This window comes from Sphingopyxis sp. UBA6723 (assembly GCF_002454115.1).
Lineage (GTDB): Bacteria > Pseudomonadota > Alphaproteobacteria > Sphingomonadales > Sphingomonadaceae > Sphingopyxis.
This window is the reverse complement of sequence record NZ_DKIH01000010.1, coordinates 467,969-490,523: the sequence shown is the minus strand read 5'-3', so window position 1 is coordinate 490,523 and position 22,555 is coordinate 467,969. Positions and strand designations below refer to the sequence as shown.

16 protein-coding genes are annotated in these 22,555 nt (G+C 65.4%); 9 read left to right on the top strand and 7 right to left on the bottom strand.

From position 1 onward, the window contains the following. The first annotated feature begins 2 nt into the window (after positions 1-2). From coaBC to B4F07_RS10965, 4 genes are read left to right on the top strand one after another with little or no spacing between them, the layout of a single operon-like run. A complete protein-coding gene (gene coaBC / locus B4F07_RS10980; protein ID WP_293704758.1) occupies positions 3-1,265 on the top strand; it encodes a bifunctional phosphopantothenoylcysteine decarboxylase/phosphopantothenate--cysteine ligase CoaBC in 1,263 nt (420 codons plus the stop codon). Beyond that, on the top strand, positions 1,237-1,776 hold the full coding sequence (gene dut, locus B4F07_RS10975) for a dUTP diphosphatase (protein WP_414711755.1): 540 nt from the start codon (positions 1,237-1,239) through the stop codon (positions 1,774-1,776). The genes coaBC and dut overlap by 29 nt, the downstream gene beginning before the upstream one ends. Beyond that, the gene (locus tag B4F07_RS10970; RefSeq protein ID WP_293704756.1) at positions 1,777-2,526 is read left to right on the top strand and encodes a HesA/MoeB/ThiF family protein; all 750 of its coding nucleotides are present in this window, start codon (positions 1,777-1,779) and stop codon (positions 2,524-2,526) included. Continuing rightward, positions 2,514-2,879 (top strand): DsrE family protein, encoded by a 366-nt coding sequence (locus B4F07_RS10965; protein ID WP_293704776.1) that lies wholly within the window; start codon positions 2,514-2,516, stop codon positions 2,877-2,879. Before B4F07_RS10970 ends, B4F07_RS10965 begins: the two co-directional genes overlap by 13 nt. A gap of 102 nt (positions 2,880-2,981) precedes the next feature. Here the strand turns inward: B4F07_RS10965 and B4F07_RS10960 are convergent, their stop codons facing one another. The 7 genes from B4F07_RS10960 to B4F07_RS10930 form a co-directional block, all read right to left on the bottom strand. Next, positions 2,982-3,701, bottom strand: a complete 720-nt coding sequence (locus B4F07_RS10960; protein WP_293701015.1) for a class I SAM-dependent methyltransferase — start codon at positions 3,699-3,701, stop codon at positions 2,982-2,984. Next, on the bottom strand, positions 3,701-4,828 hold the full coding sequence (prfB, locus tag B4F07_RS10955) for a peptide chain release factor 2 (RefSeq protein WP_293701016.1): 1,128 nt from the start codon (positions 4,826-4,828) through the stop codon (positions 3,701-3,703). Before prfB ends, B4F07_RS10960 begins: the two co-directional genes overlap by 1 nt. Before the next feature lie 61 nt (positions 4,829-4,889). Beyond that, positions 4,890-7,406, bottom strand: a complete 2,517-nt coding sequence (locus B4F07_RS10950; RefSeq protein WP_293701017.1) for a penicillin-binding protein 1A — start codon at positions 7,404-7,406, stop codon at positions 4,890-4,892. A 61-nt stretch (positions 7,407-7,467) separates the two neighbouring features. Next, the gene (locus B4F07_RS10945; RefSeq protein ID WP_293701018.1) at positions 7,468-8,127 is read right to left on the bottom strand and encodes a TetR/AcrR family transcriptional regulator; all 660 of its coding nucleotides are present in this window, start codon (positions 8,125-8,127) and stop codon (positions 7,468-7,470) included. Beyond that, positions 8,094-9,242 (bottom strand): DSD1 family PLP-dependent enzyme, encoded by a 1,149-nt coding sequence (locus B4F07_RS10940; protein WP_293701019.1) that lies wholly within the window; start codon positions 9,240-9,242, stop codon positions 8,094-8,096. Before B4F07_RS10940 ends, B4F07_RS10945 begins: the two co-directional genes overlap by 34 nt. Next, entirely contained in the window at positions 9,239-10,492 is a 1,254-nt protein-coding gene (locus tag B4F07_RS10935) for a D-arabinono-1,4-lactone oxidase (protein ID WP_293701020.1), read from the bottom strand. The genes B4F07_RS10940 and B4F07_RS10935 overlap by 4 nt, the downstream gene beginning before the upstream one ends. A 204-nt stretch (positions 10,493-10,696) precedes the next feature. Then, positions 10,697-11,629 (bottom strand): N-acetylmuramoyl-L-alanine amidase family protein, encoded by a 933-nt coding sequence (locus B4F07_RS10930; RefSeq protein ID WP_414711707.1) that lies wholly within the window; start codon positions 11,627-11,629, stop codon positions 10,697-10,699. Positions 11,630-12,251: 622 nt separating this feature from the next. On the opposite strand from B4F07_RS10930, the gene B4F07_RS10925 reads away from it, so the two are divergent. The 5 genes from B4F07_RS10925 (at position 12,252) to B4F07_RS10905 (ending at position 22,555) form a co-directional block, all read left to right on the top strand. Then, complete coding sequence (locus B4F07_RS10925) at positions 12,252-14,960, top strand: Rne/Rng family ribonuclease (RefSeq protein ID WP_293701021.1); 2,709 nt, start codon at positions 12,252-12,254, stop codon at positions 14,958-14,960. A gap of 161 nt (positions 14,961-15,121) precedes the next feature. Continuing rightward, complete coding sequence (locus B4F07_RS10920; RefSeq protein ID WP_293701022.1) at positions 15,122-16,525, top strand: M48 family metalloprotease; 1,404 nt, start codon at positions 15,122-15,124, stop codon at positions 16,523-16,525. 53 nt (positions 16,526-16,578) lie between these two features. Then, positions 16,579-18,201: a DsbA family protein gene (locus tag B4F07_RS10915; protein ID WP_293701023.1), complete on the top strand. Its 1,623-nt coding sequence runs from the start codon at positions 16,579-16,581 to the stop codon at positions 18,199-18,201. Positions 18,202-18,211: 10 nt separating this feature from the next. Then, positions 18,212-20,026: a tetratricopeptide repeat-containing sulfotransferase family protein gene (locus B4F07_RS10910; RefSeq protein WP_293701024.1), complete on the top strand. Its 1,815-nt coding sequence runs from the start codon at positions 18,212-18,214 to the stop codon at positions 20,024-20,026. A 144-nt stretch (positions 20,027-20,170) separates the two neighbouring features. Further along, entirely contained in the window at positions 20,171-22,555 is a 2,385-nt protein-coding gene (locus B4F07_RS10905) for a TonB-dependent receptor (protein WP_293701025.1), read from the top strand.

Here is a 22,555-nt window from a genome sequence, read left to right as displayed (position 1 = left end):
CCATGACCAACCCCCGCATCCTGCTCATCATCGGTGGCGGTATCGCGGCCTATAAATCGATCGAGCTTGTCCGCCTGCTCCGCAAGGCGGGCTATGTGGTGCGCTGTGTTATCACCCGCGCAGGCGAGCAGTTTGTGACCCCGCTGACGCTCGCGGCGCTCAGCGAGAACAAGGTTTATACCAATCTCTTCGACCTGAAGGACGAGGTCGAGATGGGGCATATCCAGCTGAGCCGTGAGGCCGACCTAGTCGTCGTAGTGCCCGCAACCGCTGACTTGCTGGCGAAGATGGCAGCGGGCATTGCCGATGACCTCGCCACCACGCTGCTGCTCGCCACCGACAAGCCGGTGCTCGCTGCACCTGCGATGAATGTCCGCATGTGGCTGCACCCCGCGACGCAGCGCAATGTCGCCACGCTGCGCGCCGACGGGGTGACGGTAGTGGCGCCCGACGAGGGCGAGATGGCGTGCGGGGAATTTGGGCCGGGACGCTTGCCCGAACCGGCGGCGATCAAGGACGCGATCGATGCCGCGCTGGCCGCTGCACCCGCGGTCACCGCAATGGTCGGCCAGCCCGATTTTTCGCCCGCCAATCACCGCCCGCTGTACGGCCGCCGCATCCTGATCACCGCCGGGCCGACGCACGAGCCGATCGACCCGGTGCGCTACATCGCCAACCGGTCGAGCGGCAAACAGGGCTTTGCGATCGCCGAGGCCGCTGCTGCGGCGGGGGCCGAGGTGCTGCTGATCGCCGGGCCGGTACCGCTCCCCACCCCGCCCGGCGTAATCCGCGTCGACGTCGAGACCGCGGTCGAAATGGCCGACGAAGTCCGGCAAGGCCTGCCGGTCGATGCCGCGATCATGGTCGCCGCAGTCGCCGACTGGCGCGCCGCCGACCCAGCGGGGCAGAAGATCAAGAAGGATGGCAGCGGCGCCGTGCCACCGCTCGCGCTGGCCGAGAATCCCGACATTCTTGCCGGGGTTGCCAAGAGCGCCGAGCGCCCCACGCTGCTGATCGGCTTTGCCGCCGAAACCAACGACGTCATCGCCCATGCCCAGGCGAAGCTGGCAAAGAAAGGCTGCGACTGGATCGTCGCCAACGACGTCGCTGCTGACCCAATGGGCGGCGAGAGCAACCGGGTGCATATCGTTAGCAAAAACGGGATAGACAGCTGGGACCGACTGCCGAAAGCCGCCGTCGCCCGCAAATTGATGGAAAAGATCGCCGATGAGCTCGATGCGCGTAGCCCCCGCCAGTCCGATTGAAATTCGCATCCAGCGCCTGCCGAACGGGGGCGGGTTGCCCCTGCCTGCCTATGCCAGCGATGGCGCGGCGGGGATGGATGTGGTCGCGGCCGAATCGCTGACGATCCGCCCCGGCACCCGCCATGCGGTGGCAACCGGGTTCGCAATGGCGATCCCGCCGGGGTATGAGGTACAGGTGCGCCCGCGCTCGGGACTGGCGCTGAAACATGGCATCACTTGCCTCAACACGCCGGGGACGATCGACAGCGATTATCGCGGCGAAGTGAAGGTGATCCTGGCCAATCTCGGCGAGGATAATTTCGAGGTGAAGCGCGGCGACCGCATCGCACAGCTGGTTCCGGCGCCTGTGCAACGCGCCCATTTTGCCGAAGTTTTGACGCTCGACGAAACCGCGCGCGGGACTGGCGGTTTCGGGTCGACCGGTGTCGAAAGCGAACCCGTCGATGAAACCGCCGACGCCGCAGGACTGGCCTCGCTGTCGGGGATCAAGACCCGGCGATCGAGCGAGTAATTGCTGACCGACGCCGAACTCGACCGCTATGCGCGCCAGATCATCCTGCCCGTGTTCGGCGGTGCCGGACAGGCCAAGCTGAAAGCGGCGCATGTCGCGGTAATCGGCGCGGGCGGCATCGGCTGTCCGGCAATCACCTATCTGGCGGCGGCGGGGATCGGCAGGCTGACGATCATCGACAATGATGTCGTCGAATTGTCGAACCTGCAAAGGCAACCGCTGTTTACCGATGCCGACATCGGCGCGCAAAAGGCCGCAGTAGCGGCGCATGCCGCGCGGCGGATCAACCCGCATGTCGAGGCGGTCGCGGTGGTCGAACGGATCGATAACGACAACGCCGCCGCTTTGCTGCGCGGCGCGAGCTTGATCCTCGATGGCTGCGACAATTTCGCGACCCGGCTGGCGGTCAATGATGCGGCGGCGGTCTTGCAGATCCCGCTGCTCAGCGCCGCGATCGGGGCGTTCGAGGGGCAGGTCGCGCTGTACGAGGGCTGGCGCACGGACAGTCCCTGTTACGCCTGCCTGGTCGGTGACGATCCCGACCGGCCCGGGATCAATTGCGCCGAGACCGGGGTGATGGGCGCGCTCGCCGGGATGGTCGGCACGATGGCGGCGCTGGAGGCGGTGCGCGCGCTGACCGGCTGGGGGTCGGCCTTGACCGGGCGGCTGGCGATCATCGACATGCTCGACCGACGCTGGCGCGAGGTTGCGGTGCCCAAGGATCCGGAGTGTCCGATATGCCGGGGCTGAACCTGATCGTCGCATCGGCCGATGGCGAGCGTTTCTATGCCGCGCTTGAGGCGGCGGCGGCAGCGGCGGCGCTGGGGCGACCGGCGCGCATCTTCCTGCAAGGACCAGCCGCGGCGTTGCTGCGCACCCCCGTCGCTTTTGCCGGCAATGCCGGGCGGCGCGCGGCGGGGCAGCCCGATCTCGTGTCGCTGATCGCCGAGGCGATGGCGATGGATGTGCGGTTAATCGTCTGTCAGTCGGGCATGGCGCTGGTCGGCATGACCGCGAGCGAATTGGTCCCGCAAGTGCGCAGCGGCGGGCTGGTCAGCTTCATGGCCGCGATGGGCGAAGCTGACCGGTTGGTGGTGTATTGAAAACACCGTCGCCCCCGCGAAGGCGGGGGCCGCTGGCGGTTTTTCCTGTTCAAGCCGCGTAAAACGATAGCGGCCCCCGCCTTCGCGGGGGCGACGACTATTTCACGGATTATCGCAGACCGTGATCGCGTCGGGTTCCGGCCGCTTCCCGCTCGGCACGAACCGCGCCAGATACCCCCCGGCATGTTGCTTGTCGTCATAGGACACCAGCTTGTACCCGACCGCCTCGAACTCGCAGACGAGCAGGCGGAACGGTGTGCCATGGTCGGCGATCGGCCGGTCGCCATCGACGACGATCACCTGTCCGCCCGCACGCAGCGCCGGGCGCAGGCGCCACAGGAAAGCATAGGGCTCGCCGATCTCGTGATACATGTGAACCATGAACACGCGGTCGAAACTGGCCGCGGGCAGGCGCGGATCGTCGACCGCGCCGAGTTTGAGCGAGACATTGTCGAGCCGTTCGCGCGCCACGCGGTCGGCGAGCCGCTCGATCACGTCGGGAATGATGTCCTGCGCCAGTACCCGCCCGGTCGCGCCGACGCGCTGCGCCAGGCGCACCGTATAATAGCCGTCGCCCGCGCCAATGTCGGCGACGGTCATGCCCGGACGAACGTCGGCCGAATCCATGACGTCTTCGGCCTCGTTGACGCGGTCGCGCGCTTCTTCGGTCGACCATTTGGTCGAGACAGTCGGCGCCACCGGGCGGTCGGCGGGCGGAAAGTCGCGGGCGGTTACGGCGCGGTCGCCGCCATCATCCCAAGGCGCATCGCAGCTGCCGAGCAGCGGCAGCAACGCGAGCAGGACGGCGGCGGATCGCTTCATCAATCGATGTCCTCAACCTCGACCTTTTCGCCCGTCACCTTTTGCGACAGCGCCGCGGCCATGAACGGGTCGAGCGCGCCATCGAGCACATCGCCCGGCGCGGTCGAGGTCACCCCGGTGCGCAGATCCTTCACGAGCTGATAGGGCTGGAGGACGTAGGAGCGGATCTGGTGGCCCCAGCCGATCTCGGTCTTCGCCTGATATTCGCCCGATGCCGCGGCCTCGCGTTTTTGCAGCTCGGCCTCGTACATCCGTGCCTTCAGCATCCCCATCGCGGTCGCGCGGTTCTTGTGCTGTGAGCGGTCGTTCTGGCTGGCGACGACAATGCCGGTCGGGATGTGGGTGATGCGCACCGCCGAATCGGTGGTGTTGACGTGCTGGCCGCCCGCGCCCGAAGCGCGATAGGTATCGATCTTGAGGTCGCCTTCGTTGATCTCGATATCGATATTGTCGTCGATCACCGGATAGACCCACACCGACGAGAAGCTGGTGTGGCGGCGCGCCGAGCTGTCGTAGGGCGAAATGCGGACGAGGCGGTGGACGCCGCTTTCGGTCTTGGCATAGCCATAGGCATTCTCGCCCTTCACCAGCATCGTCGCCGATTTGATGCCCGCCGTTTCGCCCGCCTGATATTCGACCAGCTCGACCTTGAAGCCGCGCTTTTCCGCCCAGCGGCTGTACATGCGCTGGAGCATCTCGGCCCAGTCCTGGCTTTCGGTGCCGCCCGCGCCGGCGTGAACCTCGATATAGGCGTCGTTGGCGTCGGCTTCGCCCGCGAGCAGCGCCCGGATCTTGTCTTCCTCGGCGCGCGCCGCGAGCGTCGCCAGCGACGCCACCGCCTCGTCGACCATCGCCTCGTCGCCTTCCATCTCGGCGAGCTCGATCAGTTCGGCGGTGTCGGCGCACTCGGTTTCGATCGCGCGCGTCGCGGTGATCGCCGCATCGAGCCGCTGCCGCTCACGCATCACTTCCTGCGCCGCCTTCGGGCTGTCCCACAGCGTCGGGTCCTCGACCTTGGCATTCAGCTCGTCGAGCCGCCGCACCGCGCGGTCCCAGTCGAGAAAACGCCGCAGCAGCGCCAGCGCGGCGCCAATCTTGTCGATATGATCCTGCGCTTCGGCGCGCATGTCCTTGCTCCTGAAACTAGTGAAAACCGGCCATAGAGGCTCAGCCGTCAGAGACAAGCGGTCAGATGATCCCGCCGCGGTCGTCGAGGAAGTCGTTGTCGCTGCGCCCCGCCGGGCCTTGTCGTACCGGCGCGTCCTGCCGCCGCGGTGTCTTCACCGGCTGGATCTCTTCTTCGCGGATCGTCCGGCGCGGTTCGCTTTCGGGCTTGAACGCTTCCCAGATGATCGATGCCTTGGGATCGGTCCCCGGCCAGCTGCCATAGACGCGGCGGCCCGACCGGCGGTCGATGCGCACCATGCGCACGCCCTTGGGCGCCGCAAACGGGATCGGCTGGCGGTCGGCGAGCGCGGCGAGCGCAAAATCTTTGAAGATCGGCGCCGCATAGCTGCCACCCTGCGCATAGCCGCCCATGCTGCGCGGCTGGTCGAAGCCGATATACATACCGGCCACCACATCAGGGGTGCCACCGACGAACCACACATCGTTCGGACCCGTGGTCGTGCCGGTCTTGCCGAACAGCGGTACGTTCAGGTCGCGCAGCCGCACTGCGGTACCGCGCTGGACAACGCCTTCGAGCATATGGACGACCTGATAGGCGGTCATCGGGTCCATCAGCTGCTTGCCCGATTTGGCAAAGCGCGGCATCGGACGCCCGTCCCAGTCTTTCTTGTTGCAGCCCTCGCAGGGTTTCCAATTGGCGGGGAAGATGACCTTGCCGCGGCGGTCCTGTGCATAGTCGATCACCCGCGGTTTCAGCTCACGGCCATGGTTGGCGAGCATCGCATAGGCGTTGGTGATTTTTTCGACCGTCGTCGATCCGGCGCCAAGCGCGGTCGAGAGATAGGGTTCGTGCTTGCCAATGCCCATCGCCGCGATCGTTTCGACAACCGGCTCCATGCCGACCTGGCTCGCTGCGCGCACCGTCATCAGGTTGCGCGACTGTTCGAGTCCCCAGCGCATCGTATGTTCGCCGCTGCCCCCCGAATTGCCGAAGTTGCGGAAGCATTTGTTGCCGAGGCGCGCACCCTGATAAACGCAGAACGAGCCGTCGACGATCATCGTCGCGGGGGTCATGCCATTGTCGAGCGCCGCGGCGTAAACGAACGGCTTGATCGTCGAGCCCGGCTGGCGCTGCGCCTGGGTCGCCCGGTTGAACGGCGAAAGACGGACGTCGAAGCCACCCTGCATCGCATAGATGCGACCCGAGTGCGGACTTTCGACGACCATGCCGCCCGACACTTCGGGGATGTTGCGCAGGGCATAGCCGCTGCCGCCGGTCGATTTGACGACGATCAGGTCGCCGGGGCGCATCGCCGAAAAGGCGGTGCCGCCGGTCTTGCGATAGCCGAGCGTCGCAGCGCTGGCGGGCAGCGTCCCGGTATCGCCATTGGCAAACCCGATCTGTGCCGCCGCCGCCGATTTCGACAGCACCGCGGCCACGCGCCAATTGTCATAATCGATGCCGATAAAGCTCGACGCAAGGCGGCTCTGCCACTGATCGTCGGCCTCGATCCTCGCGATCGGTCCCGACCAGCCCTTGCCGGCATCGTAACGCTGAAGCCCCTTGCGCAGCGCCATCGTCGCGCCGGTCTGCATCTTGCCGTCATAAGGCGTGCGCACCCACAGCCCGCCGGCATAGACGCTGAGCGGCCCGTCGTCGGCGGTTTCGCCAAACTGGGCGATCAGCTGGCGCCGCACCTCTTCCATATAATAGCCGCCGACCTGCGCGATCGCGCGATTGCCGCTGTTGGTGAGGCCGAGCGGCATGGCGCGCGCGGCGTCGCGCTGCGCCGCGGTGATCCAGCCATTGCTTTCCATCGACCCGAGCACGAAATTGCGCCGCGCCAGCGCTTCGCGTTCGAACCGCGACCGGCCATATTTCTCGGGTGCCTTGGGCAGGATGGCGAGGAACGCCATTTCGTGAAGCTGGAGCTGATCGACATCCTTGTCGAAATAGGCGCGGCTTGCCGCCTGCACCCCGAAGCTGCGGCGGCCGAGCGGGATTTCATTGAGATAGAGTTCGAGGATCTGCTCCTTGGTCAGCGCATCCTCGATCCGCATCGCCAGGATCGCCTCGCGCACCTTGCGGCGATAGCTGAGCTCGTTGGTCAGCAACAGATTCTTGGCGACCTGCTGGGTAATCGTCGAGGCTCCGACGGGACGGCCGCTGCTCGACAGATTGGTGATGATCGCGGAGGCGATGCCCGGATAATCGATGCCGCCGTGACTGAAGAACGTCTTGTCTTCGGCGGCCAGGAACGAGCGCACTAGCAATTGCGGATATTCGCTATAGTCCAGCTGGACGCGGCGTTCGCGGGCATAGCTGTGAACCGGCTTGCCCTCGCCGTCGCGGACCATTGTCGGCAGCGGTGGTTCATAATCGCGCAACTGGTCGACCGACGGCAGATCGCGCGCAAAAACCGCCCAGATCAGGATAAGCCCCAGCACACCCGCCAGCACCAGATAGCCGAGCCAGCGAAACCAGCGCCGCGTCCACATTGCGCGCAGCCAGGCGATGACGGCATTGCTGTCGCGGCGCAGGCGCAGGCGGAAATCAGGCGGACTGTCGGCGACCATGATGCCTGCCTCTAAAGCGTGGATCGCCGAAAGGGAAGCATGGTTGCGGCAGGGTGGGCGACTAGACGCTTTCGGTCAGGTCGAGCATGGCGAAGCGTAGCATCGCCGCGACATTGGCCAGCGCCGCGTCCGCCGAAATACGATCTTCCTCGTACAGCATTTCATCGGCAGCGAAGCCAAGCTCCACCGCCAGTCGCAGCCGCGACCACAGCTTTTCGCGGTCGATCCCGGCCACGTAGGGCGCGCAGGCGTCGGTCAGCCGGTCGGTCACATGGCGGTGCGATTCGAGCCGGATATGGACGAGCCGCGGCGAGGCGTGGAGCGCGCGCAATATCCACACCGCGCCCGGTTCGGCGCGCGTCACCGCGGCGTTCTGGGCGAGCAGGTCGCCGATGTGATCGGCCATTGCGGCGATCCCGTCCGGCCCGTGGTGCGCCAGCCATGCCGCGAGCACCGCATTCTGCCGCTCCATCAGCCGCCTGCCCAGCGCCTCCAGCACCGCATATTTGTCGCCGAAATAGCGGTAGAGCGCGGGCGGGGTCAGCCCGGCGCGCGCCGCGATCATATTGGTCGAAATCCGCTCGATCCCGACCTCGGCGAGCAGCGCGCCCGCGACATCGAGCAACCGTTCGCGCGTCTGGCGCGCGCGGTCCTGCTGCGGCGGACGCTTCACCGCCCCGGGCGCGTTCACCGCGCCCGGCCGCGCGCGCTGACCGGCCATATATCGACCAGCGTTTCGCCCGCGACGACATGATAGCTGTCGTAGAGATTCACCGTCGGGTCGCAGTGCGGCACCGTCAGGCTGACCGGGTCGCCGGGCGCGAGCTGCACCCCGATTCCGGGGGCGATCAGTGCCGCATGTTCGTCGCCCATGAAGGCGAAGAAGGCCGTGTCGGGCGCCCCGCACTGCACCACCGCAACACCGCCGTCGGTCGACAGCGATTTATACCCGGCGTCGATGGTGACCAGGCCGCTGTGGTTGGCGCTGACCACGCGCGCATCGACCGACAGCGAGACCTCGAACGGCGGTTCGCTTTCCTCGCCGGTCAGATCGCAGTCGAGATATTGCTTGTCCATGAAGACGTAACTTCCCGCCTGCAATTCGGTGAAGACGCGAAGGTCGAGGTCGATGCGATGGGTGCCGGTGCCCGATCCGGTGATGATTTCGGGCGCGAACCCCGCGTCGGCCAGCGCCGCGATGACGCTTTGCAAATAGCCGGTGCGCTCGACAATCGCGGCGCGGCGGTCGGCATAGCTTTCGATATGCTGCTGCGACCCGCAGTAGAATTGCACACCGCGATACTTGAGGTTGGGAGCGGCGGCGATGACCTCGGCCAGCGCCACCGCCGCATCCGCCGAAGCAACCCCGGTGCGCGCAATACCGGGATCGATGTCGATGATCATGTCGAGCCGCGCGTCGGCGACCGCGAGCGCCGCATCGATGCCCGCCGCGACATCGGGATGATCGACGACCGCCATCAAGCCGTCGGCGCGGGCCGCCAGCGCGGCGAGCCGCTCAATCGCGCGGGGTGCCGCGACCGGCGAGGTAATGAGGATGCCGTTCACGCCGCCCTCGCTCAGCGCCTCGGCCTCGCCGATCTTGGCGCAGCACACGCCAACCGCGCCCGCAGCAATCTGGCGTTGCGCAATATCGACACTCTTGTGCGTTTTGGCGTGCGGGCGCAGCGCGACCTCGTGGTGTGCGGTGAGCGCCGCCATGCGCTGCACATTGCGGTCGAGGGCGTCGACATCGAGCACCAGCACCGGAGTGTTGAGATCGGCGCGTGAGCCTTGCTGGTCGATTAGATGCGCGTGCAGGTCGCGGTCGGTGGTCATGCGAACAGGCTTTCGAGATGCGCGTTGAGGAATTTTCCGCCCGGATCGGCGGCGCGGCGGACGGCAGTATAGCGACCCGCCATCGGATAGAGTGCCGCGACGTCGGCGCGGGTCAGCGTATGGCGTTTGGCCCAATGCGGGCGACCGCCATGGCTGCGAAAGATCGTCTCGGCTTCGGCGAACAGGCCCTGCCAAGGCATCTTCGCATATTGGTGCATCGAAATCGCGGCGACGGGTCCGGCGTTCATCGGGCTCATCCAGATATCGTCGGCGGCAACGGTGCGAAATTCGAACGGGAAGGTGACCGGCAGTCGTTTCTTGCGAATCCACCCGACCACTTCGGCCAGCGTGTCGAGCCCGGCGGCGCGCGGCATTTCATATTCCATCTCTTCGAAGCGGATCGTGCGGTCGGATGGAAAGACGAGATGCGCCGGGCCGCGGCGGCGCCCCGAAATGCCGCCTTTCATGATCAGCCGCTGAAGCGTCGGGGTAAGGAAAGGCAGGCGCGCCGCGATGTTCAGGATGCGGCGAAAACTGGCCTCCTCCATGTCGGTCGTGGTCGGCGGCGGATCGCATGGGTCGCACAGGTCGAGCGTTTTCAGGATCACGTCGTCGCTGTGCGGAAAGAACCAGAATTCAACATGGCGATGCTGCTTCGCCAGCTCATCATAGCTTTCGCGCACCTCCGCCCAGCGGCGCTTTTCGATCCGTTCGGACAGGTGAAAGGCGGGGACGACCGCGACATCGATCTCGGTCGCGACCCCGAACAGGCCAAGCGACAGCCGCTGTGCCTGATATAGATCGGCATTGGTGGTCGCATCGCACCAATGCGCCTCGCCATCGGCGCCGATCAGCCGGAAGCCGCGCGCAAAGGTCGCGAGCGAACCAAGATCGACCCCGGTGCCGTGCGTCCCCGTCGCCATCGCCCCTGCGAGCGACTGCGGATTGACATCGCCCTGATTGGCGAGCGCCAGCCCCTCGTCCCACAGCCCCGCGGTCAGCCGCCGGATGCTCCACCCGGCGGGGATGCGCGCGGTCTGGCGGTCGGCGGCGATATGCATCACGCCCGCCATCTCGTCGAGGCTGACGATCAACTCGTCCGATTCGCAGAGCGGCATGAAACTGTGCCCGGCCCCAGTAACGCGCAGCTTGTGTGCGCTGCGGATCAGCGCGGCGAGTTCGTCCTCGCTATGCGGGCGGGCGATTTGCGCGGCGGCGCTGACGCTGCCTGACCAGTTGCTCCAGCTCATGATCTTCTCCCGCCGCCACCGAGAGCAAGCTGGCTAGGTGGAGAAAGTTAGTCAAGACTATATTTCAAAAGCCCCTCCCCTTCAGGGGAGGGGTTGGGGTGGGGTCTCTCGGGGTGATGCAAGGCTGCAAACCCCACCCGCTGCGACTAAGCCAGCAAGCTGGCAAGTCTCGCCACCCTCCCCTTCAGGGGAGGGCGATTGCGGTTACCGCGCCGCGATCTGCCGCGCGAAATGGATCTGGACCGCATTGCGCACGCCGCGCGCGACCTTTTTCTGTCCCGCCGCCGACGCCAGAAATTCGGCGTCGTCCTTGTTCGAGATAAAGCCGGTTTCGAACAGCACCGATGGCGTATCGGGCGCCTTCAGCACCACGAACGAGGCAAAGCGATGCGCGTGGGTGCGGAATTTGACCGCTTCGCCTGCCTCGCGCTGAAGCAGCCGCGCGAAATCGGAGGCGACGTTCATCGTCTCGCGCTGGGTCAGGTCGAGCAGGATCGACGACACATCGCCGCTGTGGGCGCCGAGATCGACGCCATTGATGACATTCGCCTTATTCTCGCGCGCCGCGAGCCGCGCCGCTTCGCGGTCGGAGGCGACTTCGGACAAGGTGTAGATCGACGCGCCGCTGGCGGTCTGGTTTTCCGCCGCATCGGCGTGGATCGAAATGAACAAATCGGCCTTCAGCCGCCGCGCGATGCCGAAACGCTCCTCAAGCACCAGAAAGCGGTCTTCGCCGCGGGTCAGCGCGACGCGGACACGGCCCGAGGCGAGCAGATCGTCGCGGATGGCACGAGCGAGCGCGAGGGTGATGTCCTTTTCGCGCTTGCCGCTGTGCGGGCTGATTGCCCCCGGATCGTGGCCGCCATGCCCCGCGTCGAGCACCACGAGCGGCAGGCGACTATCGTTCGGCCCTTCGATCCGCGGCAGTGCAACGCTGGGCCTGGGCTTGCCGATGGGGACGCTGACGCTGTAGCGTTTTTCGGGGACCTTGGCGCGAAACCCCGCGGGCGGCGCCAGTTCGGTGCGCGGACCGCGCGCGATACGGTCGACCATCTGCCCCGACGGCACGGGGGTCAAAGATAGGCCAATCAAGGCGAGCAGCAGGCTCATGGCACGATTATGCGGCGCGCGGCGCACACTGGTCCAGCGCTTAATTCCAAAATTTCAGAATCAAGGCCGCAAACCATCGTGAACGCACCTTTAGCCATGACGCGTGAAATGCCGGTTAAGCTGCGAATCTGCCAGACGAACAGAACCGCAACCCTTGCGGACGCATGTCGGCGTCCCATCTTTCTACCGTGGCGCTGTTGCCGTCGGCCCGTGCCGATGCTAGCACACCACCACTGACGGTGTCGTTCCCGGTGCCGTCCGGCCTTTTGAGGGGAAGGCCTGCTCCGCAAACATTGCGGGACATGGCCGCCTTGGCGCCGGATATGCGGGGATCGGCAACCTGCCGTCAGTCCACCCGGTTGACCGGACAGTCGGGGCGATCGCCAGACGCCCGCCCTGCCCGCCCGCTCACCCCATGTAACAGGTTGATGCCGCATGAGGCTTGCCATGCCCTCTTTTCATCCCGACGCGGGCGCTTTTGCCGCCGCCGTCGCCGGATGCGAAGACCGCATGCGCGTCCAGCATCGGACGCAGGCTCCCCGCGGCAATAACGTCTTTTTTCGTATCATCCGTATCCGCCGCGATCTTTCGTCAAGGAAGGTCGCGGGATTTTTTGATGGCGCGCTACGGCGCGCTTGGAGTGTAACTAATGACCACGCGCATGTTGATCGACGCGCGGCACCGGGAAGAAACCCGGGTCGCCGTCACCCAGGGAAACCGCATCGAGGAGTTTGATTTCGAGTCCGCCGAGCACAAGCAGCTCAAGGGCAATATCTATCTGGCCAAAGTAACCCGCGTCGAACCGTCGCTGCAGGCGGCGTTCATCGAATATGGTGGCAATCGCCACGGGTTCCTGGCGTTCAGCGAAATCCACCCCGATTATTATCAGATTCCAAAGGAAGACCGCGAAGCGCTGCTGCGCGAAGAGGCCGAACATGCCGCCGCCGCCGCGCAGCGCGCCGAGGAAGACCTCGACGCGCTGGAAGGCGATGTCGCCGACGTCGAATATCATGACGACGACGACAATGGCGACAGCCGCCACGACCGCGACGATGACGATCGTGACGAACGCAACGATGGCGACGACGATGACCGCGATGATCGCGACGACCGGGGCGACGCCGAAAATGGCGACGGCGAAGAGGGCGGCGAAGGATCCGAAGAAGGCCGCGAAGGCCGTAACGATCGTGGCGACCGCAAGGGGCGGGGCCGCGGACGCGGCAATGGCCGCAAGGGCGGTGGCCGCGGTCGCAGCAGCCGCCGCGACGAGGATGACAGCGAAAACCGCATGTCGCTGCGCCGCCGATACAAGATCCAGGACGTCATTCGCCGCCGCCAGGTGATGCTGGTGCAGGTCGTCAAGGAAGAACGCGGCAACAAGGGCGCGGCGCTGACCACCTATTTGTCGCTTGCCGGTCGTTACTGCGTACTGATGCCCAACACGATGCACGGCGGCGGGATCAGCCGCAAAATTTCGAACGGCGCCGATCGCCGCAAGCTGAAGGCGATGATCGACGAACTCGCGCTGCCGCCGACGATGGGGTGCATCGTCCGCACCGCCGGAATGAGCCGCACCAAGGTCGAGATCAAGCGCGACTTCGACTATCTCGCCCGCCTGTGGGACGAGATTCGCGAAAAGACGCTGCAATCGAGCGCCCCGGCGCTGGTCCATTCGGACAGCGACCTGGTCAAGCGCGCGATCCGCGACATCTATCACAAGGACATCGAGGAAGTGCTCGTCGAGGGCGACGAGGGCTATAAAGCCGCCAAGCAGTTCATGAAGTTGCTGATGCCCAGCCATGCGCGGCGGGTGAAGCAATATGCCGATCCGGTGTCGCTCTATCAGCGTTACGGCGTCGAGGATCAGTTGGCCGGGATGCTCAATCCCGTCGTCCAGCTGAAATCGGGCGGTTATCTGGTGATCAACCCGACCGAAGCCTTGGTGTCGATCGACATCAACTCGGGCCGCTCGACCCGCGAGCATAATATCGAGCAGACCGCGGTCAGCACCAATCTGGAAGCCGCGGCCGAAATCGCCCGCCAGCTGCGTCTGCGCGACATGGCCGGCCTGATCGTGATTGACTTCATCGACATGGATCATGGCTCGAACGTCCGCAAGGTCGAGCGGGCGATGAAGGACGCGCTGAAGAACGACCGCGCGCGCATCCAGGTCGGTCGCATCTCGGGCTTTGGCTTGATGGAAATGAGCCGCCAGCGCCTGCGCACCGGCGTGCTCGAAGCATCGACGCGCCCCTGCCCACATTGCGAAGGCACCGGGCTGGTCCGCACCGCCTCGTCGGCGGGGCTCAGCGCGCTGCGCCTGATCGAAGAAGAAGCGGCACGCGGCAAGGGCAGCCGGATCACGCTTCGCGCCAGCCAGGAAGCGACTTTCTATCTGCTCAACGAAAAGCGCCGCGAGCTGCGCGACATCGAGGAGCTGTACGGCGTCATCGTCGAAATCCTGCCCGACGGCGAGACCGAAGGGGCGCGGATGGCGGTCGAAGTCACCGGCCCGCCGCCGACGCAGCGCCGCAGCTTTGCCCCGATCGCGCCGATCGAGGACGAGGATGACGACGATTATCCCGAAGACGAAGATGCGGAAGAAGCCGAAGCGGAAGCCGAAGCCCGCCCCGCCCGCCAGCGTGAGCGCGCACCCGAGGGCGGCGAGAGCGACACCGACGGCGAGGGCCGCAAGCGCCGCCGCCGTCGTCGTCGTGGCCGCCGCGGTCGCCGCGACGAGGAAGGCAATGAAATCCTCGAGAACGGCGAAGAACGCGATGGCGAAGCCGAGCGCGACGACGCCGCCGACGGTGCCGAGGAGGGCGACGCCGCACCGGCAGAAACCGCCAGCGATGGCGAGGCAGAAGCCGGGACCGAAGCCGTCGATCCCGACGCCAAACCGCGCCGCCGACGGGGTGGCCGTGGTCGCAAGCCCAAGGTCGACGCGGCAGAGGCAACCGACGACACCGCCGCAGAAGCTGTCGAAGCCCCGCTAGCCGCGGACGTCGCCGAACCGGTCGCCGACGAAGCACCGGCTGCCGAGGAAAAGCCGAAGCGCAAGCGCGCACCGCGCAAGACCAAGGCGGCAGTCGAAGCCGAAGCCGCCGACGCTGTGGTCGAAGCGGCGCCGGAAGCGGTGGAGGCCGAACCCGTTGCCGAGGCCGAACCGGAAGCCGAACCCGCCAAACCCGCGCCGAAGAAGCGGGCGAGCCGCGCCAAAAAAGCGGTTGCAGCGGACGCGGCGCCCGAAGCGGCGACGACGGGCGAAGCTGAAACCGAAGCCGCCAATGGCGACGAGAGCGGCGTCGGTCCCGACGGCGAACCGCGTCGCGGCTGGTGGCAGCGCACTTTCGGCTGATCCGAGCGAAATACGTCTCATCATGGCTTCCTCCGGCAAACGTCGGGGGAAGCCATGATCGTTTTGAGCCAAAGTCTCGCCTTGCCTCCACGCGCGCTGACCCCCACAAAGCTGGCATGGCTTCAGTCGATGTTCAGATGCGCCGCGCGAGGGTAGGCAGGATGATGCCGCCCTCCCCCAAATCGATCTTTCGGACAGGCGCATGGCGCCCGCTGCTCCGGATCGCACTGACCCTGCTCGCGATGCTCGCCGTGACGATACGCCCGGTGATGGCGCAATCGATCCTGCGCGATGCCGAGACCGAAGCGCTGTTTCAGGACATGATGGACCCGCTGCTCGTCGCAGCCGGGCTGCAACCGGGGCAGGTGCGCGTCCATCTGCTTGGCGACCCCAGCATCAACGCGTTCGTGGCGGGCAGTCAGGACGTCTATGTCTTTGCCGGGCTGATCGAGGCCGCCGACACTGCCGAAGAGGTGCAGGGTGTGCTCGCGCACGAACTGGGCCATGTCATCGGCGGCCACGCGATTCGCGTCAATGACGGCGCCAAGACGGCCACCGGCATATCGCTGCTCAGCCTTTTGCTGGGTGCCGCGGCGATCGCGGCGGGCGCGGGCGAAGCCGGCATGGGTGTCATGATGGCGGGGCAGCAGGCCGCGCTGGGCAAATATCTGGCGTTCAGTCGCGTTCAGGAATCGACTGCCGACGCGGCGGGCGCCCAATATCTTTCCAAAGCCGGGATCAGCGGCCGCGGCAGCCTGGCCTTTTTCAAAAAATTGCAGAATCTGGAATTTCGTTACGCGGTGAAGCAGGACGATGATCAGGCCTATGGCCGCACCCATCCGATGTCGGGCGATCGCATCCAGGCGCTGCGCGAGGTCTATGTGATCGATCCGGCGTGGGACAAGCCCGCCGATCCGGTGATCGAGGAACGTTTTCAGCGGATCAAAGCAAAATTGTCCGGTTTCATGACCGATCCCGACCGGACCCTGCGCAAATTCCCCGAAACCATCACAAGCATTCCGGCGCGTTACGCGCGCGCCTACGCCTGGCATCGCAGCGCCTATCCGCAAAAAGCGCTGGACGAAGTCAAGGCGCTGCTCGCCACCAATCCACGCGACCCTTATTTTTTGGAACTTGAAGGCCAGGTGCTGCTCGAATCGGGGCGCCCCAAGGAAGCGATCCCGGCGCTGCGCAAAGCGGTGACGATATCGCGGTCGCAGCCGCTGATTAGTGCGACGCTGGGCCACGCGCTGATCGCGACCGAAGACCCGGCGAATTTCACCGAGGCCGAGGATGTGCTGAAAACGGCGGTGGCACTCGACAATCAGAACCCCTTTGCCTGGTATCAACTCGGTATCGTCTATGCGAACAAAGGCGATCAGGCGCGCGCCGCGCTCGCTTCGGCGGAACGCTATAGCCTGCAGGGTGGACAGCCTGCGCTGACGCTGCGTAATGCCGAAATCGCGATGCAGGGCCTGGCGCAGGACTCCCCCGATTGGATCCGTGCACAGGATATTGCACTGGTCGCACGCGCCGAGGTGGAACAGACGCGCAAACGACGCTAGTTTCGAACAAAGACAGGGGCCGCATCGTCGATCATGATGCGCAAGGGCAACAAGTGACCGACAAAAACGACGATTATTACCAGCCATGGCTGCGCGACGCGGAGCCGACCCCGAAGGCTGTGCCGCGGCCGCAGCCGCCGACATCGCCGTCGCCAGACGAAGGATTGGCCAAGCCGCGCGACATACCGCCGGTTGGCATCGACCTGTCGCGCTATACCGCCAACGACAAGGCGACGCGCCAACCAGTGGTCACATCGGACCAGATGAAGGCAGGCGCCGCCGGAGTGTGGCGGGCGCTGCGCAATAGCGCCGACGCCTTTGCCGACTGGACGATCCGCATCGGCGACCGCGCCGACATTCCGGCGCGCGTCGAGGCGATGGAAATTCCGCGCCGAACCGGCGAACTCGCCGCCAAAACTGGCGCGATGACGGCGCAAGCGGCGCGCGCGATCGGGCGCGGATCGGTGCAGGCAGGCCGCGTCACAGCAAAGGCCAGCAGCGCAGCGTGGGACCGGCTGGCGCTCGGCGACAAGGCGCGGAAGCTGTCGAGCGAAGCGGGGCGCGGGCTTGGCGAAGTCGCCGACCGGACCAAGGCGGGTGTCGGCCAGATCGCCAAAGCGGGCAGCGAAAGCATCCGTGGGAGCATTGGCGACGCCGCAACAAAGCTCCGCCCCGGCCCACGTGAGGAATTGGTGCCGCCGCCGTCAGGGCTCGAACAATTGCTGGCCCGCGAGGAAGCCGCGGCGCGCGCCAAAAACCCGTCCGCCCCCGACCTACCGCTGTTTGCGAGCGATGCGGGCAGGACGATGGCGTCGGCCCCGGTGGGCGCCGGCGCCGATGGTGACGACCGCTCACCGCTGGCCGCGCCGCCACCGAAAAAGCCGATTGGCGCAACCAAAGCGATGGCGGCGCCGCGCTTGCCGCACATCAAGGGGACGGGAATGGACGGCGGATCGACGCGTATCTGGGCCATCGCGCTTGGCGGGCTGTTGTTGCTCGCTACAGTGTTCTGGCTCGGCGGGCGCATGGGCGGCGGAATGAGCAAGAGCGAGGTCGAAACCATCGTCGCCGACTATATCAAGGCCAACCCGCAGATCATTCCCGAGGCGCTGGAGGCGCAGCGCAACGGCGAAATCGCCAAGGCGATCGGCGCGATCCGCCCGGCGCTGGAAAAACCCTATGCCGGGGCGTGGGCGGGCAATGCCGACGGCGACGTCACGTTGGTGGTGTTCACCGATTATGCCTGCGGTTTCTGCCGCGCCAGCGTGCCAGACGTCGACCGGCTGATCCGCGAAGACAAACGGTTAAAGGTCGTGTTCCGCGAGCTGCCGATCATCGCCCCGCAGAGCCGTGACGCGGCGCTGATGGCGCTTGCCGCGGCGCGGCAGGGCAAATATGATGCGTTTCATCATGCGATGTTCGCCGTCGGTTCGCTCGACGCAGCGGGCATAGCCACCGCCGCCCAGCGCGCCGGCGTCGTCACCGACGGCACCGCCGACGCGACGGCGAACGAGGCGCTGTTCCAGCGCGAGCTCGACAGCAACCTGGCGATCGCGACCCAGCTCCAGCTGAACGCCACCCCGACCTGGATCGTCGGCGACCAGCTGTTCCAGGGACAGATCGGCTATGACGCGCTGAAGCAGGCGGTCGCCAAGGCGCGCGCGGCGAAAAGCTGATCGGGGCTGTATGGCGACCGTCACCCATGATGCGGCGCTCGCCAACGCCCGCCGGTTGCTCGCCGCCGAACCTGCCGCGGCATTGGCGCAGGCACAGGCGATCATCGAAGCGGTACCGACGTCTGCCGCCGCGCACCGGCTCGCCGCCCATGCCCTCCGTGCCCTGAATCGCGAGAGCGAAGCACAGGCCGCGGCGCTTGCCGCGGTTGGCGCGACGATCCACGACACGGCGATGGTCGATGCCGCGCTGGCGCTCGCCGAAAACCGCCTGCCCGACGCCGAAGCCGCGCTGCGGGCGCGTCTGCGTGAGGATGCGACCGACGTCGCCGCGATCCGCATGTTGGCCGAAGTCGCGGGGCGGATCGGGCGGTATGGCGATGCCGAGAAGCTGCTCGTACGCGCGCTCGAACTCGCGCCGGGGTTCGGGGCGGCCCGCGCCAATCTGGCCACCGTCTATTACAAGCAGAACCGCTATGCGGAGGCCGCCGAAACGCTCGATGCGGTGCTGGGCGATGACCCCGACAATCCGGCGCATGCCAATCTGAAAGCCGCGGCGCTGGGCCGTATTGGCGGTTATGACGAAGCGCTTGCACTCTACGAGCAACTCACGATGCGCTTCCCCGATCACGCCAAGCTGTGGATGAGCTATGGCCATCTGCTCAAGACCGTTGGGCGACAGGACGACAGCATCGCCGCCTACCGTCATGCGCTCGGCGTCGATCCGGGCCTCGGCGAAATCTGGTGGAGCCTTGCCAACCTCAAGACGATCCGTTTCGGGGCCGACGACCGTGCGGCGATGGAAGCGGCGCTGGTCGCCGCCGAACCCGCGGTCGATGAGCGCGCCGACGACCGGCTGCACCTGCATTTCGCGCTCGGCAAAGCCTATGACGACGCCGGCGACGCGGAACCCGCGTTTCGCCATTATGCCGCAGGCAATGCGATCCGTGCCAGGCAGCTTGGCTATGATGCCGCCGATACGCGCACGATCGTCGATGCGGCGATCGCGACCTGCACAGCCGACTTTTTCGCGGCCCGCGCCGATATGGGCGATCCGGCGCCCGACCCGATCTTCATCCTTGGTATGCCGCGTGCCGGATCGACCTTGATCGAGCAGATATTGGCGAGCCATTCGGCGATCGAGGGGACGATGGAGCTGCCCGACATCCCCGCGCTGGCGCTGGGCCTGGGGCGCGAAACGCAAGGTGAGGGACGGCATTGGGTCGCGGCGCTGGCCGACGCCCCAGCTGAGCGCCTTGCCGAAATGGGCGCGGCGTTCCTGCGCCGCACTGCGATCCAGCGCAAGACCGGCAAGCCTTTCTATATCGACAAGCTGCCGAACAACTGGCGCTATGTGCCGCTGATCCGGCTGATCCTGCCCAATGCAAAGATCATCGACGCGCGGCGGCATCCGCTCGACTGTTGCTGGTCCAACTTCCGCCAGCATTATGCCAAGGGGCAGGCGTTCAGCTACGACCTGCCCGACATGGGCGCTTACTACCGCGATTATGTGCGGTTGATGGCGCATATCGACGCCGTCCAGCCGGGCCGCGTCCACCGCGTGATCCACGAAGCGCTGCTGGATAATCCGGAAGCCGAGGTGCGCGCGATGCTGGGCTATCTCGGGCTGCCGTTTGAGGACGCCTGCATGGCGTTCCACACCAACGCACGCGCTGTGCGCACGGCGTCGAGCGAGCAGGTCCGCCGCCCGATCAACCGCGATGGGGTCGATCAATGGCGGCCTTATGAGGCGTGGCTTGGCGCGCTGACCGATGCGCTTGGTCCGGTACTCGCCGCCTATCCTGCGGTGCCGGCGCGCTTCGATTAAGGCCCAAGCCAACAAATCGTTGCCTTTGAGCAACAGCTGACGACATTTTCGACCAACGATGCCACCGGTACGCGAACAACACTTGCGCTTATGCTGCGGTGCGCCATCCTCGCGTCATATAGCTGTCACTTTGAGGGGGGTCTCATGCGTACAATTTCAACCCGGCTGGTTCGGAGCGGCGCCTTGCTGCTTGGCAGCAGCATCCTGTATACGTCCGGCGGCGCGCTGGCGCAGGAGGCCGCGATCGACGACGACCGCGACATCGTTGTCACCGCGTCGAAGCGCGAGCAAAATCTGCAGGATGTGCCGCTGGCGATCACCGCGATCGGGACCGAACGGCTCGACCAGTTGCAGGTCAAGGAATTTCAGGACGTCATCAAATTCCTGCCATCGGTGACGATCCAGACCGCCGGACCCGGTTTTGCGCAGATTTATTTTCGCGGCGTCGCGTCGGGTGAGAACGCCAACCATTCGGCATCGCTGCCCACCGTCGGCACCTATCTCGATGAAATGCCGATCACGACGATTCAGGGCGCGCTCGACATCCATGCCTATGACCTGGCGCGCGTCGAGGCACTCGCCGGGCCGCAAGGCACGCTCTATGGCGCCAGCTCGATGGCGGGCACGATCCGCCTGATCACCAACCAGCCCGATACCAGCGGTACCTATGGTTCGATGGGCCTTGAACTCAACACGGTGTCCAAGGGCGGCATCGGCGGGGTTGCCGAAGGCTTTGTCAACGCCGCGCTCAGCGAAAAGGCAGCGCTGCGCCTGGTCGGATGGTACCGCCACGACGCAGGCTATATCGACAATATCGCCGGAAGCCGGACCTATCCGACCAGCGGCATCACCCAGAACAATGCAGACCTTGTCGAAAAAGACTATAACGACGTCGATACCTATGGTGCGCGCCTCGCGCTCGGCATCGAACTCAACGACGACTGGACGATCCGCCCGAACTTGATGGGGCAGATCCAGAAGGCCGACGGCAGCTTCGCGCAGGAACGTTCGACCGCGGTGAACGGCAAGCTGCAGACGGTGCAATATAATCCCGAACGCGGCGACGATAAATGGATCCAGGCCGCGATGACGATCGAGGGCAAGGTCGGCAGCTGGGATTTGACCGTCACCGGCGGGCACATGCGCCGCAAGACCGAGACCGAGAGCGACTATTCGGATTACGCCTATTTCTATGACGCGCTCTATGGCTATGGCGCCTATTTCACCGACAACAACGGCGATCCGGTCAACCCGAACCAATATATCCAGGGGATCGATCGCTATAAGCGCAGCTTCGCCGAAATCCGTATCGCCTCACCCGCCGATGCGCGTATCCGCTTTATCGGCGGCCTGTTCTGGCAGCGCCAGTCGCACAATATCGAACAGAATTACATCATCGACGGCATCGGCGACGCGATCACCGTCACCGGCACCGACAGCAATATCTGGCTGACCAAACAGCTGCGCATCGACCGCGACTATGCTGCATTTGGTGAAGTCAGTTTCGACATCACCGACAAGCTGACGCTGACCGGCGGCGGCCGCGTCTATAAATTCGACAACAGCTTGGTCGGCTTCTTCGGCTATTCGGCCGGTTTCAGCAGTCGCACCGGCGAGGCGGCGTGTTTCGCTCCGACGATCATTGCGGGGTCACCCTGTACCAATCTCGACAAGAGCACGAGCGATACCGACTTCATCCACAAACTGAACCTCACCTATAAGGTGACCGACGATGTGTTGCTGTACGGCACCTGGTCGCGCGGCTTCCGCCCCGGCGGGATCAACCGCCGCGGCACGCTCGACCCCTATGGCCCCGACACGCTCGACAATTATGAGCTTGGCTGGAAAACGTCGTTTGGCCCGGTGCGCTTCAACGGCGCCGTGTATCAGCAGGACTGGAACAACATTCAGCTGTCGTTCCTGGGCGCCAATGGTCTCACTGAAATCCGCAACGCCGGTATCGCCCGCATCCGCGGGATCGAGGCCGATCTGAACTATCGCGCCGGCGGCTTCACACTCAGCTTGGGCGGCAGTTACAACGACGCGACGATCCGCCGCGATTTCTGCCGGATCGCCAATGACAGTTTCGACTGTACGATCAACCCACCGGGCCAGACCAACGCGCTCCTTGCTCCCGCAGGATCACGTTTGCCCGTCACGGCGAAATTCAAGGGCAATGCCATCGCCCGTTATGAGTTTCCGATCGGCGGCATGGACGGTCATTTCCAGTTTGCCGTCAACCATATCGGCAAGCGGCGATCCGATGTGCGTCCGTTCGAAAATGACATCGTCGGCAATTTCAAGGCCTATACCACCGCCGACATCAGTTTTGGCGTCAAGGGCGAAGGCTGGGACGCCGAGCTGTTCGCCACGAACCTGTTCAACAGCAACGGCGTCATCAACAGCGCGGTCCAGTGCGGCGAATCGATCTGCGGCGATCCCGACGGGGTCAGCAGCACCGGCGGCGTGTTCTACGACAATGTCATCCGCCCACGCCTGATCGGGATCAAGGTCAGCAAGGATTTCTGA

What these genes read in the sequence shown, in the direction of transcription:
- coaBC (WP_293704758.1), top strand. Translation starts at nt 3, where the DNA reads ATGACCAACCCCCGCATCCTGCTCATCATCGGTGGCGGTATCGCGGCC.
- dut (WP_414711755.1), top strand. Translation starts at nt 1,237, where the DNA reads ATGCGCGTAGCCCCCGCCAGTCCGATTGAAATTCGCATCCAGCGCCTG.
- B4F07_RS10965 (WP_293704776.1), top strand. Translation starts at nt 2,514, where the DNA reads ATGCCGGGGCTGAACCTGATCGTCGCATCGGCCGATGGCGAGCGTTTC.
- B4F07_RS10960 (WP_293701015.1), bottom strand. Translation starts at nt 3,701, where the DNA reads ATGAAGCGATCCGCCGCCGTCCTGCTCGCGTTGCTGCCGCTGCTCGGC.
- prfB (WP_293701016.1), bottom strand. Translation starts at nt 4,828, where the DNA reads ATGCGCGCCGAAGCGCAGGATCATATCGACAAGATTGGCGCCGCGCTG.
- B4F07_RS10950 (WP_293701017.1), bottom strand. Translation starts at nt 7,406, where the DNA reads ATGGTCGCCGACAGTCCGCCTGATTTCCGCCTGCGCCTGCGCCGCGAC.
- B4F07_RS10945 (WP_293701018.1), bottom strand. Translation starts at nt 8,127, where the DNA reads ATGGCCGGTCAGCGCGCGCGGCCGGGCGCGGTGAACGCGCCCGGGGCG.
- B4F07_RS10940 (WP_293701019.1), bottom strand. Translation starts at nt 9,242, where the DNA reads ATGACCACCGACCGCGACCTGCACGCGCATCTAATCGACCAGCAAGGC.
- B4F07_RS10935 (WP_293701020.1), bottom strand. Translation starts at nt 10,492, where the DNA reads ATGAGCTGGAGCAACTGGTCAGGCAGCGTCAGCGCCGCCGCGCAAATC.
- B4F07_RS10925 (WP_293701021.1), top strand. Translation starts at nt 12,252, where the DNA reads ATGACCACGCGCATGTTGATCGACGCGCGGCACCGGGAAGAAACCCGG.
- B4F07_RS10920 (WP_293701022.1), top strand. Translation starts at nt 15,122, where the DNA reads ATGATGCCGCCCTCCCCCAAATCGATCTTTCGGACAGGCGCATGGCGC.
- B4F07_RS10910 (WP_293701024.1), top strand. Translation starts at nt 18,212, where the DNA reads ATGGCGACCGTCACCCATGATGCGGCGCTCGCCAACGCCCGCCGGTTG.
- B4F07_RS10905 (WP_293701025.1), top strand. Translation starts at nt 20,171, where the DNA reads ATGCGTACAATTTCAACCCGGCTGGTTCGGAGCGGCGCCTTGCTGCTT.